The organism is Xanthomonas sp. NCPPB 2864 (assembly GCF_056675615.1).
In genome coordinates this window covers 13766-26721 of record NZ_JBWWVS010000001.1, presented here as the reverse complement: position 1 = coordinate 26721, position 12956 = coordinate 13766, and the positions used below count along the sequence as shown (strand labels likewise).

7 protein-coding genes and 1 other RNA gene are annotated in these 12956 nt (G+C 67.2%); 1 reads left to right on the top strand and 7 read right to left on the bottom strand.

Features of this window, described 5'->3' with window-relative positions:
• The first annotated feature begins 172 nt into the window (after nucleotides 1–172).
• Nucleotides 173–2137, top strand: coding sequence for a glycoside hydrolase family 97 protein (locus AC1KVE_RS00085; protein WP_481092938.1), 1965 nt, complete (start codon nucleotides 173–175; stop codon nucleotides 2135–2137).
• An 83-nt stretch (nucleotides 2138–2220) separates the two neighbouring features.
• On the opposite strand, the gene AC1KVE_RS00080 is transcribed toward AC1KVE_RS00085, so the two are convergent.
• The 7 genes from AC1KVE_RS00080 to AC1KVE_RS00050 all read right to left on the bottom strand — a co-directional run bounded on the left by AC1KVE_RS00080 (nucleotide 2221) and on the right by AC1KVE_RS00050 (nucleotide 12898).
• The gene (locus AC1KVE_RS00080; RefSeq protein WP_481092939.1) at nucleotides 2221–3735 is read right to left on the bottom strand and encodes a carboxylesterase/lipase family protein; all 1515 of its coding nucleotides are present in this window, start codon (nucleotides 3733–3735) and stop codon (nucleotides 2221–2223) included.
• Nucleotides 3732–4655 carry a TrmH family RNA methyltransferase gene (locus AC1KVE_RS00075; RefSeq protein ID WP_184456693.1) on the bottom strand — a complete coding sequence of 308 codons (924 nt, stop codon included), beginning with the start codon at nucleotides 4653–4655 and terminating at the stop codon, nucleotides 3732–3734. Before AC1KVE_RS00075 ends, AC1KVE_RS00080 begins: the two co-directional genes overlap by 4 nt.
• A gap of 320 nt (nucleotides 4656–4975) precedes the next feature.
• On the bottom strand, nucleotides 4976–5518 hold the full coding sequence (locus AC1KVE_RS00070; RefSeq protein ID WP_481092940.1) for a GNAT family N-acetyltransferase: 543 nt from the start codon (nucleotides 5516–5518) through the stop codon (nucleotides 4976–4978).
• A gap of 17 nt (nucleotides 5519–5535) precedes the next feature.
• Nucleotides 5536–5612, bottom strand: a non-coding RNA gene (locus AC1KVE_RS00065) — sX9 sRNA.
• 116 nt (nucleotides 5613–5728) lie between these two features.
• Nucleotides 5729–8404, bottom strand: coding sequence for a M1 family metallopeptidase (locus AC1KVE_RS00060; protein ID WP_481092941.1), 2676 nt, complete (start codon nucleotides 8402–8404; stop codon nucleotides 5729–5731).
• A gap of 298 nt (nucleotides 8405–8702) precedes the next feature.
• A complete protein-coding gene (locus AC1KVE_RS00055) occupies nucleotides 8703–11828 on the bottom strand; it encodes an efflux RND transporter permease subunit (protein ID WP_024940307.1) in 3126 nt (1041 codons plus the stop codon).
• A complete protein-coding gene (locus AC1KVE_RS00050) occupies nucleotides 11825–12898 on the bottom strand; it encodes an efflux RND transporter periplasmic adaptor subunit (protein ID WP_046344036.1) in 1074 nt (357 codons plus the stop codon). Before AC1KVE_RS00050 ends, AC1KVE_RS00055 begins: the two co-directional genes overlap by 4 nt.
• Nucleotides 12899–12956 lie beyond the last annotated feature (58 nt).

Below are 12956 nucleotides of genomic sequence, written 5' to 3'. Positions count from 1 at the left end.
TGGACGCAACCGCCAAGGCGACGCGTCGTCGCCTTGTCATTGCATCTGTCGTGATGCCGCCCGTGGCTGCCGCCCCTGTTTCAGCGGCCATGGTGCGAGGTAACGTTACCCCAGGTGGATATCGACGACAACCGTTCTGCGTTAGGGTTGGCGCTCCCAGGAGGAGGGACCCATGCGAAACCTGATCCAGTCCGCATTACCGGCGGCGTGCGCGCTGCTGTGTTCGATCGCGCTGCCTGCAGCTGCGCAGCGTTTGCAGGTGCAGTCACCCGACACACGTACGCAGGTGGAATTCTCGTTGCGCGCGGGCGGCGTGCCGAGCTATCGCGTGCTGTATCGCAACAAAGTCGTGCTCGACGACGCTCCGCTCGGACTGGATCTGGGCCTTGCCGACACGCTCGGCAAGGCGATGACGTTGCAGGGCAGCACCACCGAAACACATGACAGCCGCTTCGCCCTGGCCGTGGGCAAGACGCGTCAGGCACGCGATCACTACCGCCAATTGCGCGTGCAGTTGTCAGACCCCAAACAGCGACGCCTGACAGTGGAATTGCGCGCCTACGACGATGGCGTTGCGCTGCGTTATGTGCTGCCCGACGCCGGTGAGGTGCGGATTCGCAATGAGCTCACCAGCTTTGCATTCCCCAGCGATTACGCATGCTGGAGCTTGAACCTGGGCCGCTTCGGCACCAGCCATGAGGGCGAATACGATGCGATCGCCGCATCCAGGTTGCGCCCGCACAATCTGCTCGAGTTGCCGCTGGTGTGCCAGACCGATGCCAGCGGCACCACGCTGGCAATTGCCGAGGCGAACCTGCGCGATTATGCCGGCCTGTATCTCAGCGGCCGCGAGGATGGCAGCCTGGGCGTGTCGGCGAAATTATCGCCACGCCTGGACGACCCCACGCTGGCCGTCAGCCTTGATGCCAAGGGCCGCGATTTCGCCACGCCGTGGCGGGTGATCATGCTGGGCGACAGCCCGGCCAGCCTGATTGAATCCAATCTGATTTCCGCACTCAACCCACCGCCGGCCTTCGATGCGAGCTGGGTGCGCGCGGGCAAATCGGCATGGGATTGGTGGTCCGGCTCACTGGCCAGCGGCGTGGCACAGCCGGGCATGAATACCGCCACGATTGAGCGCTACATCGATCACGCGCAGCAATTGAAACTGCAATACATGCTGATCGACGATGGCTGGTATTTCGGCAGCACCGGCGATGGCCAGTACAACGTCGATGCCGATATCCGCCGCCCGGTGGAGCAGCTCGACCTGCCGGGTCTGGTGGCCTACGCACGGCAGCGCGATGTCGGGCTGTGGCTATGGGCGCATTGGCGCGCGCTGGATGCGCACATGGACGAAGCACTCGCCTGGTATCAGCAACTCGGCATCAAGGGCATCAAGGTCGACTTTATGGACCGCGACGACCAGCAGATGGTGGATTTCTATCACCGCCTGCTAGCCAAGGCCGCCGAGCACAAACTGCTGGTGGATCTGCATGGCGCCTATCACCCGACCGGCCTGACCCGCACCTATCCCAACTACCTCACGCAGGAAGGCGTGCTCGGCGCCGAGTACAACAAGTGGACCACCCGCATCACCGCCACCCACAACCTCACGCTGCCGTTCACGCGCATGTTGCTCGGGCCGATGGATTACACACCGGGTGGCTTCCGCAATGTGCGTCCGGCCGAGTTCAAGATGCAGCACATCGCGCCGCAGGTGATGACCACGCGTGCGCAGCAACTGGCGATGTATGTGGTCTACGAAAGCCCGTTCGCGGTGGTCGCCGACAGCCCGGAACAATACGAAAACGTACCGGCAGCGCAGTTCCTGCGCGATGTGCCGGCGAGCTGGGATGAGACGCGCGCACTCGATGGCGCCATCGGCGAGCACATCGCGCTGGCGCGGCGCAGCGGCAAGGACTGGTACGTGGGCGCGATGACCAACGAGCAGGCGCGCACGCTGACCTTGCCGCTGGCATTCCTGGGCAAGGGCAGCTGGACCGCCACCATCTATGCCGACGGCGCGGCCCCGACGGAGGTGCGTATCGATACGCGCAAACTCACCTCCAACGACAGCCTGCAGCTGCCATTGGCTGCAAACGGCGGCGCCGCCGTGCGACTGCAAAAAAAATAAGCTCGGCGGACGGGCTGCGTCCGCTGAGTTGAGCCAAGTCGAATTGAGTCAAGCGCGCGTACCGTGGCGGTACGCGCGATCGATTACGGCAGGTCCACGCCTGCGCACACCGCCGGGCGTGCATCCTTAAGCGGGCGCACGCCACTGGCGGCGAACTGCAATGCCGCATGCTTGGGCGCAAATGCCGGCCAGGCCGGCAAGCCCTTGGTGTTGGGATTGCCACGCTGCACGAACGCGGCCCAATAGCGCTGCAGACTCACCGGCGGCTGGCCGATCGGCAGACCCTTGAACAGGAACGGCAGCTCGGCGCTATGCGTGACCCGCCCGCCCGGTGCGGCGGTATCGAACACGTAATGCCACACCGGCACGCCGAGCGCGGCCTGATGCTGGGCCACGGTCACTGCCGGGCAACGGAAGGTCAGATCGGTGGACAGCTGCATCGCTGCGTCGCCCTGCCGTGCGGCACGCTGCGCCGCATGCGTGCGTTGCGCCTGCAGCACGGCATCGGCCTGCGCCGGATAGTCGCGACGCAGCCGCGCCTGTGCACCCTGTTTGCCGCCGTATTCCAGCTCCTGCACCACATAGCCGATCAACAGCGGCACCTTGGCCTGTGCACCGTCGGCCAGCAACGCGGCCGGCGCACGCGGCAGCACGCGCCCATCGACGATCGCCTGCAGCCAGATGTAGCCATCGTCATCCAGTGCCGGCACGTCGACACCCTGCCCGGCCTTGATCAGCTGCTCCACCGGCAGCGCGCGCAGTTGCGCCAGACGCGTGGTGGGGTCATCGATACCTGCACGCTTGGCGATCTCCACGCCCAGGGCGCGATTGTCTTCCAGCGAACGCGCCGGCAATCCGAACCCGGCGGTGCCGCTTTGCTCGATCGCCGCCGAAAACAGACCACGTGCCAACGGGCTGAGCATCAGCAAGCCCACATCCTGGCCACCGGCCGACTGCCCGGCGATGGTGACCCGCGCAGGGTCGCCACCGAACTGCGCGATGTTGTCGCGCACCCACTGCAGCGCGGCGATCTGGTCGAGCAAGGCGTAGTTGCCGGCGGCTTGATGGTCGCCATCGCGCAGTTCCGGCAGCGACAGGAAGCCGAGCGCACCGAGCCGGTACTGCAGCGTCACCACCAGCATGTCCTGTGCGACCAGGTTGGTCGGCAGATGGCCATCGGCGCCACCGGCCACATTGGCGCCGCCGTGGATCCAGACGAACACCGGCAGCGGCTTGGCCGGCTGCAGCGTGGGCGTCTGCACCTCGACGTAAAGACAATCTTCCGTACCGCGTCTGGCCATGGCGTCGTTCCAGCCCAGCGCCGGTTGCACGCACGGGGTGGCGGCCTGGGTCGCATCGCGCACGTCCGACCAGGCAGCAGCCGGTTGCGGCGGCTGCCAACGCAGCGCGCCCAGCGGCGGCGCGGCAAACGGAATCGCGCGAAACACCGCACTGCCGTCGTCCTGCCACTGCCCGCGCACCAGGCCGTGATCAGTGCGCACCTGCGGCGGTGCGGCAGGCGTGGAGGCCGCTGCGGCATGCGCGCTGACGCCCAACGCACAAGCGGCGGCAAGCAGACCGGCACACAGGCGCATCACGACTCTCCACCCAACGCACGGGCACGCCAGGCGGCCTGGAACACGGCGGTGGCCGAGGCCACGTTGAGGCTTTCGACCTTGCCGCTGCCGCGGATCGACAACTGCAGGTCGCAATCGCGCGCGAACTGGCGGTCCATGCCCTCGCTCTCCGCGCCCATCACATACACCAGCCGTTGCGGCAGCGCGGCGGCGAACACGTCCTGGCCGCCCTCCACCAGGGTGGCCGCCACTGCGAAACCGGCCTGACGCAGCTGCGCCATCGCCATTGCGGTGTCGGGCAGCTGCACCAGCGGCACCGCTTCGGCGCCACCCTCGGCCACGCGCGCGGCTGCGCCGGACAGACCCAGCGTGGAGCCGGCAGGCAGCAGCAGACCGGCCACCCCGAAGTGCGCGGACGAGCGCAGGATCGCGCCGAAGTTGTGCGGGTTGCCCACGCCATCCAGCCACAGCGCCAGCACTGGCCCCTGCGGCAACGCAGCCAGCCAGTCCTGCAACGGCTGCGGGGCGACGCGCAGCACATCGGCCACCACACCCTCGTGGTGGGTGCTGGCAGCGAGCTTGCTGAGATCGGCTTCCTCGACCACGCGGTAACCGATGCGCTGGGCCACGCACCAGGCCAGCAAGGCCTTGAACTGCGGGATGCGCGCCTCGCTCAGGTACAGCTTGCGCACCGCCTCCGGGCGCGCCTTGAACACGGCCTGCACTGCGTTGATGCCGTACAGCCGCAGCTCGCGCGCATTGCCGCCGGACGACGAAGCCGCGGACTGCGCAGCAGCAGGCGTGTACGCCGTTGGCGCCTGTCGTGCCGGCGGGCGCGCTGCCGGTGTACGCGGCGCGGCGCGGCCCCAGGGATTGTGCGAGGCGCCGGAACTGCTGCCATCGCGCGGCGGTCGTCCGCCGCGTCCATCATGCTGTGTCATCGTCGTATCCAGGGTTCGTGTTACTTGCCGGCTGCGGGGACCGTATCGCCCCTTCCGCCACCAGCGGTGTTCGTCATCCTGCAGGCCGGCATAGCCGGCGGTGCAGACGCATTGGCGACGATGGTAAGCCACTGGCGCAACGAGCCGTATACGAGGTAGCCGAGGCGCTGCTTTCGAGGCCCTGCAACACAGGGACTTAGGTTGACGTTGACGCTATGCAGGACACGCGGGATCGGTGCCGATGCCGGTGACGGATCTGCGCCAACCCGCCGCGTGCAAATGCGCCTGGCCCACGCGTTCGCCAGCGCACGTGGCCAGGATCAGTCCAGATCGGCCGGCAACTCCACCCGCGCGAACACGCGCAAATCGTGCAGCCCATCCGGCCGCATGATCGCGCAGCGGCTGCAGCCTTCTTCGACGAAGCCGTTGCGCAGCAGCACCCTGGCCGATGCCGGGTTGGTGTCGAGCACGGTGGCCTGGACGCGATAGAGCGGCAAGGTCTGCATTGCCCAGGGCACGTACGCGCCCACGATGCGCGTCATCCAGCCACGACCCCAGTACGCACTGCCGATCCAGTAGCCCAGCTCGGCCGAAAAGCGTCGCTCGCCCTGCCCCGGACGCACTGCGATCGTGCCGCAGGCCTGGCCGTCGATCTCGATGGCCAGCACTGGATGCTGCAGGTCGACCACGCGTCCGGCCAGGAAGGCCTCGCCATCGGCGCGCGTATACGGATGCGGGAAACGCTCGCTCAATCCACGCGGCACCAGCGGGTCGTTGGCATGCCGCAGCAAGGCGTCCAGGTCGTCCTGGCGCCAGCGACGCAGCACGAAACCGTCTCCAAGCAGTGTCAGTGATTCGTCCATCGCTTCGGCCCTGTAATGGCTGATGACACCTGGCGAGCAGGCGCCAGATGGTTGCGGACGGCGCGCCCAGTCCGGCAATGTGCGCATGGCACATGCCGATTCCGGACAGTGGGCGCGCGCCTGGCGGTGCACGCTGTCGTCTTGTCAGCTGCTCCGATATGCGCGGTATCGCCACTGCCGATACCGCGCACCCGGGCCGCAGGCCGCGGCTCAGCGCTTGGTGGTTTGCGCCTGCTTGAGCGCGGCGCACAGGCGGATGGTCTCGCCGGTCTGCGCCATACCGCGGTCGGCGCCGCTGAGCGTGGCCAGGCGCGGCTTGAAGAACGCATCCAGGCGGTCGGCTTCTTCCACGCTGCAACCGCCGGACGCGCCCAGCGCCGGCAATCCGCCGCCGTCGAACGAACCACTGCGCTGCACGATACGGTCGAAGTTGGCAGTGAACCACGGCCACATCGACGCGTGCGAGGTCTCGTAACTGTGACCACGCATCAGCAGGCTCTTCATCTCGCCCACCTTGATCGCATCGGTCAGCGCGAAATCACGCGCCTGCTTGAGCAGCGCCGGTTCCTGCAGTGTGCCCAGGGCGGCGATCATGGCGTTGCGCTGCGCCGGGTCGGCATGCGTGCGCAGTGCATCGATCAGGCTCTGCACCGCCGGTGCGCCGCGCTCCTGCGCGGTCACTGCCAGTGCGGTGCCAAGCAGATCCGGATTGGCTTTGGAGAAGTCCAGTGCACCATTGCCGCCGGCCAGGACCGCATCGCCCTGCGCCAGCAGTGCCTTGCGCACCTCCGCATTCTGCAGGCGCAGCGCGAACAGCCCGGCCAGCGCCGAGCGCAGGCTGGTGTCGTCGATCGACTCGCCGCTACGCCGCGTGTAACCCAGCTGACGCAGACGCGGCAGATACGCCTGTTCGGCGGCCTTGCGCAGTACGTCGCGCTGGGCCTGGCTGGTGGCCTGGTAACGCCAGATCCACACGAAGCGGTTCAGCAGCGCGGTGGACACATCGGCCGATTCGGACGGCGCCAACTGCTTGAGCGCTGCCAGCACGGCGTCGCCGTCGGTATCGCCGTGGCGGTAGGCCGCATCGATCGCATCGGCATAGGCCAGCTGTTCGTTGTCGTCGAGCTGGCCGACCTGCTTGCCCAGTTCAGCCAGCTGCTTCTTGGGCAGGCTGAAACGGTAGTAGCCTGCGCCACGCGCGTTCGGGAACACCCAGGTGTTCTTGCCGGCGCCATCCAGCACGATGCTGCCACTGCCGTCGGTGAGCATCTGGCAGGCAGTGCCGACCTGGTTCTTGCCCTTGCCGTACTTGACGCACACCGGCACGCCCCATTGTTGCGCGGTGGAGCCGGTGGAACCCAGCGGCAGATAGCGTTGCTGCTGCAGCTTGACCACGGTCTTGCCGCCTTCGCGGGCGAGCTGGGTCTGCAGATACGGCACGCCCGGCTGATTGAGGAAGCTGCGGAAGGCGGCCTTGAACTCCTCGCCCTTGCCGGCGGCATCGGCGATCGCATCGACCAGATCGTCGGCGGTGGCGCTGCCGAACTTGTGCTTGGCGATGTAGGCGCGCATGCCCTGGCGGAACACGTCTTCGCCGACGAAAGCCTCGAACATCGCCAGCACCGCCGCACCCTTCTGGTAGGTGATGCCGTCGAAGGCGGTCTCGATATCGCCGTTGCCGGTGATCGGCTGGCGGATCTTGCGCGCGCTGACCAGGCTGTCGTTGTCCATCGCATGCTGCGCGCCGCCGATGCGGTCCAGATTGGCGCGGTATTCCGGGTGCAGCTGCATGGTGATCTTCTGCTGCATCCAGGTGGCGAACGCCTCGTTCAACCACAGGTCGTCCCACCACTCCATGGTGACGGCGTCGCCGGTCCACTGGTGGGCCAGCTCATGCGCATTGGTGTTGAAGGAGCGCTGCACGTTCTCGGCCGGCGAGTCCTTGTCCAGCAACAACAGCCAGTCGCGGAAGGTAACGAACCCGGGGTTTTCCATCGCACCGGCGCTGAAGTCCGGCGCGGCGACCAGATCGAGCTTGTCGAACGGATAGCCGAAGGCGTAATAGTCCTCCAGCGCGGCGATGATCGCCGGGGTCTGGTCCAGCGCCGGGGTGATACGCGGGCCCTGGCCCTTGGCGGCGATGCCGCGCAGCGGGGTCGGGTTGGGGCGCTGCGGGGTGGCCGGCATGGCCGGCACGTCCACCACGTCCCAGGGGCCGGCGGCGTAGGCGACCAGATAGGTCGGCAGCGGCACGGTCGGAGCGAAGGTCACCGTCTTCCAGCCCTTGCCGGCCGGCTTGGTCGAGGTGGCGATGGTGTTGGCCAGCGCCTGGTCGTCGGTGGGCACGGTCAGGCTGAGGTCGAACGGAGTCTTGAACGCGGGTTCGTCGAAACCGGGGAACGCGTAGCGCGCGCTGATTGGCTCCATCTGCGTCATCGCATAGGCCTGGCCCTGGTACTTCACCTGATACAGGCCCTGCAGCTGCTGATTGAGCGGCGCGCTGTAGACGATGTCCACGGTGAGCGTCTGCGGCTGCAGCGTGCGGCCGAAATCCAGGCGCACCACACCGGCCTGCGCATCGGCTTGCACGTAGCGTGCCGTCAGCGCCTTGCCCTTGACCGGCTTGACCGTGACCTTGCTGACCTTCAGCTCCTTGCCGTGCAGCCAGAGGTGATCGGAGGCCTGCTTGAGCTGCACGCGGATGCTGGTGCGGCCGCTGAACTCGCTCTGGTCCGGATCGATCTTGAACGACAGGCTGTAGCGCTCGGGCACTGCCCAGGTCGGCAGGCGGCCATTGGGCACCGGCTCGCCGGAGGACTGCGCCAGCGCGGTGCCGCAGCACAGCGCAAGGAGGGAGGGAGCAAGCAGGCAGGCAAGACGACGCATTGGCGATTCCGGTCAGGGCAACTGCGGGAGTCGACCACAGCCGGGCATGACTGTCATGTGACCTTAGTCATTGCACGACCGATGCGGTGAGCGCGCCGCCCGCAAAGGCAACCGGCCGCGCTGCGGCGTCGCATCGATCGCGCTGGCCTGGCGCTGCCGCGCTCGATGGACACAGCCTGCGCCCCGATGTTTGGGTTTTGTTTGCGATGCGGCCAGATGCAAACGCTGCGATCAACGCCGATGCCGCAGCATCCCCGCTCATCGACAACCGGCAGCAGCATGCCGCTGCCGGTATCGCTCAGGCGTGACCGCCTACCGACGGCGTCTGCGCCTCCAGGGTTTCCAGCTCGCGCGCCACCGCTTCGGGCGACTTGGTGAATGGCGCAATCAGGCTGTAGAACGCAGGCACCACGTACAGCGACAGCAAGGTGGACAGCGACACGCCGAAGATCACCACCACGCCGATCGTGGCGCGGCTGGCCGAGCCGGGCCCGCCGGCCACCACCAGCGGAATCGCGCCGACCACGGTGGCGATCGAGGTCATCAGGATCGGACGCAGGCGCACCGATGCCGATTCCACGATCGCCTCATGCACGCTGCGGCCTTCGTCGCGCAACTGATTGGCGAACTCCACGATCAGGATGCCGTTCTTGGCCGCCAGCCCCACCAGCATCACGATGCCGATCTGACTGAACAGGTTGAGCGTGCCACCGGTGACCCACAACCCGACCAGCGCGCCCAGCACCGCCAACGGCACCGTGAGCATGATCACCAGCGGATGGGCGAAGCTTTCGAACTGCGCGGCCAGCACCAGATACACCACCAGCAAGGCCATGCCGAAGGTCAGCAGCACCGCACTGCCGGACTGCTGGTATTCGCGCGATTCGCCCTTCCAGTCCACCTGCGCATACTCGGGCAATTCCTCGCGTGCGGTCTGCTGCGCCCAGGCGATCGCCTCGCCGAGCGGATAGCCCGGCGCCAGGCCGGCACTGATGGTGATCGCACGCAGGCGGTTGAAGCGATTCAGGGTGCCGGCTTCGGCCACTTCGCTGAGCGTGACCAGGTTGGACAGCGGAATCAGCTCGCCACGTGTGGAACGCACGCGGATGGCGGTGAGGTCTTCCGGCGCCATGCGGCCTTCGCGGCCGGCCTGCAGCATCACGTCGTATTCCTCACCGTTGTCCACGAACGTGGTCACGCGGCGCGAGCCCATCATCGCCTCCAGCGCGCCACCGATCGCGGTGACCGGCACGCCCAGATCGGCCGCACGCAGGCGGTCGATGTTGACGCGCATCTGCGGGCGGGTTTCCTTGTAGTCCGAGTCCGGGCCGACCAGGCCGGGATTGGCTTCCATGCGCTGCAGGATGCGATCGCGCCACTGCGCGATCTCCGCATAATCCGGCCCGCCCAGCACCAGCTGGAACGGCTGGCCACGGCTGCGCACCAGGCCGCCGCTCACCTGCGTGCGCGCACGCACGCCGCTGAGCACATTGAGCTTCTGCTGCAGTTCGTCGGCCACCTCGGTGGTCGGGCGCGTGCGTTTTTCCCAGTCCTGCAGGAACACGCTGACCCGGCCGGTGTGCATTTCCTCGCTGCTGCCGAAGCCGCCGGGCACGCGCGGGTTGGCCCGCACGATGGGCTTGTCCGGGCCCACGTAAGGGCCAAGGATCGCCTCGACCTGATGCATCTGCCCCACGGTGTAATCGAAGCCGGCGCCTTCGGGCCCGTCGATCATGATCTGGAAGTTGCCGCGGTCTTCGGCCGGCGCCAGCTCGGAGGGAATCCGGCCCATCAACCACGCGCTGGCGCCGAGTGCCAACAGCATCAGCAGCGCGAAGATCCAGGTACGATGCACATGCCGCTCCAGCGAGCGCCCGTACGCCCCGGACACTGCCTGCATGCGGCCATCGAACCAGCGATGGAAGCGGTTGGGCCTGGCCTGGCCGTGCGAGCGCAACAGCTTGGACGACATCATCGGCGTCAGCGTCAGCGCCACAAAAGCCGAGATCGCCACCGCCGCGGCCAATGCCACCGCCAGCTCGCGGAACAGGCGCCCGGTATTGCCTTCCAGAAAGCCCACCGGCAGGAACACCGCCACCAGCACCGCGGTGGTGGCAATCACCGCGAAGGCGACCTGGCCGGTGCCGCGCTTGGCCGCCACCAAGGGCGGCTCGCCCAGATCGATGCGGCGCTGGATGTTCTCCACCACCACGATGGCATCGTCCACCACCAGACCGATACACAGCACCAGCGCGAGCAAGGTCAGCAGGTTGATCGAAAAATCGAACGCGTACAGCGCGATGAATGCGGCGATCAGACACACCGGCACCGTCACCGCAGGAATCAGCGCCGCGCGTGCGCTGCCCAGAAACACCCAGATCACCACCAGCACCAGCACCACCGCTTCGATCAGCGTGTGATACACGCGCTCAACCGCCGCATCGATGAAGGTCGTGGTGTCGAAGGCAACGAAGATGTTGGTGCCCTGCGGCAGCGATTTCTGCACTTCCTCGGCCTGCGCGCGCGCCTCGCGTGCAACGTCCAGCGCGTTGGCGGTGGAGTTGCGCACGATGCCCAGGCCCACATTGGGCACGCCGTTGCTCTGGAAGTAGGCGCGGCGCTCGGCCGAGGTCAGCTCGACCCTGGCCACGTCGCCCAGGCGCACCACATAGCCGCCCTCGCCCTTGCTGAGCGGCAGCTTGGCGAAGTCCTCGGGCTTGAGATAACTGCGCTCCACGCGCAAGGTGAAATCGCGCTGCGCCGATTCGATGCTGCCGGCCGGCAGTTCCACGTTCTCGTTCTGCAGCGCCGCTTCCACGTCGGCCACGGTCAGTTCGCGCGCGGCCAGTTGATCGCGGTCCAGCCAGATCCGCATCGCATAGCGCTGGCGCCCGCCGATACGCACCTGCGCCACGCCGTCCAGGCTGGAGAAGCGGTCCACCACATAGCGCTCGGCGTAGTCGGACAGCTGCAGCGTGTCCATCGTGCTGGAGCTCATGTTGAGCCACAGGATGGGGTCGGCGTCGGCCTCGACCTTGGAAATCTCCGGCGGGCGCGCCTGGTCGGGCATGCGGTCGGAGACGCGGCTGACCGCATCGCGTACGTCGTTGGCGGCCGCTTCCACATCGCGCGACTGCACGAATTCGATACTGATATCGGAAGAGCCGTTGCGGCTGCGCGCCTCGATGGTCTCGATGCCTTCGATGCCGGCCAGCGCGTCTTCCAGCACCTGGGTGATGCGGCTTTCAACCACCGCCGCCGACGCGCCGGTGTATTCCACGTCCACCGACACGATCGGCGGGTCGATCGCCGGCAACTCGCGCAAGGTCAGCCGGGTGAACGACATCACTCCCAGCACGATCAGGAGCAGGCTCATCACCACCGCCATCACCGGGCGGGTAATGGACAGGTCGGAGAGTTTCATCGTGCTGCCTGCGGGCGCGCCGCTGCAGATGCAGGCGCGGCCTGATCGACCACCTTCAGGCCCGGACGCAACTTGCCGGTGCCGTCGACCACGATGCGCTCACCGGCCTTGACCCCGTCGAGAATTTCCACCTTGCCGTCGCGGCGCTCGCCCAGGCGCACGTCGGCGCGCTCCACGCTGCTGTCGGGCTTGACCCGGAACACGTAGGACTCGCGCCCCACCTGCACCACCGCAATCTCCGGGATCACCACCGCCTGCCGCGCCGGCTGGAACAGGCGCACATCCAGCAACATGCCCGGGCGCAGGCGGCGGTCGCCGTTGGGGAAGTCGGCCCGCACCGTCACCGAGCGGGTGGTCTCGTCGATACGCGAATCGATCGCCGCCACCACGCCTTCGAACTGCTCGCCCGGATACGCCGCCGCGGTGCCATTGACGGTATTGCCGAGCTGCACCAGGCCGAACTGCGACTCGGGCACCTGGAAGTCCACGTACATGCGCGCCACATCGTCCAGCGTGGCGATCACCGTGCTGGAGGTGATCAACGAGCCCGGGCTGATCTGGCGGATGCCGAGCACACCGGAGAACGGCGCGCGCACCTCGCGGTCGGTGATCTCCGCGCGCATCTGCTGCACGCGTGCCTGCGCCGCATCGCGCAGCGCGCGTTGCGTATCGACAGTGGATTTGGCCACCAGTTGCTGGCCAACCAGACTCAACTGGCGCCGGTACAGCTGATCGGTTTCCTCGAAGGTGGCCTGCGCGGCCGTCAGTGCCGCCTGCTGCGAATTGCCGCGCAGCCGCAGCAGCAGCTGCCCGGCCTTGACCTCGTCGCCGCTGTCGAAATTGACCTGCTCCACCACATCGCTCACCGCCGCGGTCAGCGCCACCGATTCGCGCGCACGCACGGTGGCGATCGACTGCACGGTCGAGTTCCAGGGCTGGGTGGTCACCGCCTGCACAGAGACCGGGATGGGTTTGGCGGCGGCCGGCGCGGCGGCCTCACGGCTACAACCGGCCAGCGCAACGGCCAACAAGAGCGCTGCGCCGAAACGCGCGCTGGGTCGAACAAGCATCAGAACATCCTGGCGGGGTACGTCGAAAGTTTAACGACCTAGCCGCCATGGAGTTGAC

Excerpts from the sequence above, each read along its gene's own strand:
- AC1KVE_RS00085 (WP_481092938.1), top strand. The coding sequence starts at position 173 with ATGCGAAACCTGATCCAGTCCGCATTACCGGCGGCGTGCGCGCTGCTG.
- AC1KVE_RS00075 (WP_184456693.1), bottom strand. The coding sequence starts at position 4,655 with ATGACACAGCATGATGGACGCGGCGGACGACCGCCGCGCGATGGCAGC.
- AC1KVE_RS00070 (WP_481092940.1), bottom strand. The coding sequence starts at position 5,518 with ATGGACGAATCACTGACACTGCTTGGAGACGGTTTCGTGCTGCGTCGC.
- AC1KVE_RS00060 (WP_481092941.1), bottom strand. The coding sequence starts at position 8,404 with ATGCGTCGTCTTGCCTGCCTGCTTGCTCCCTCCCTCCTTGCGCTGTGC.
- AC1KVE_RS00055 (WP_024940307.1), bottom strand. The coding sequence starts at position 11,828 with ATGAAACTCTCCGACCTGTCCATTACCCGCCCGGTGATGGCGGTGGTG.
- AC1KVE_RS00050 (WP_046344036.1), bottom strand. The coding sequence starts at position 12,898 with ATGCTTGTTCGACCCAGCGCGCGTTTCGGCGCAGCGCTCTTGTTGGCC.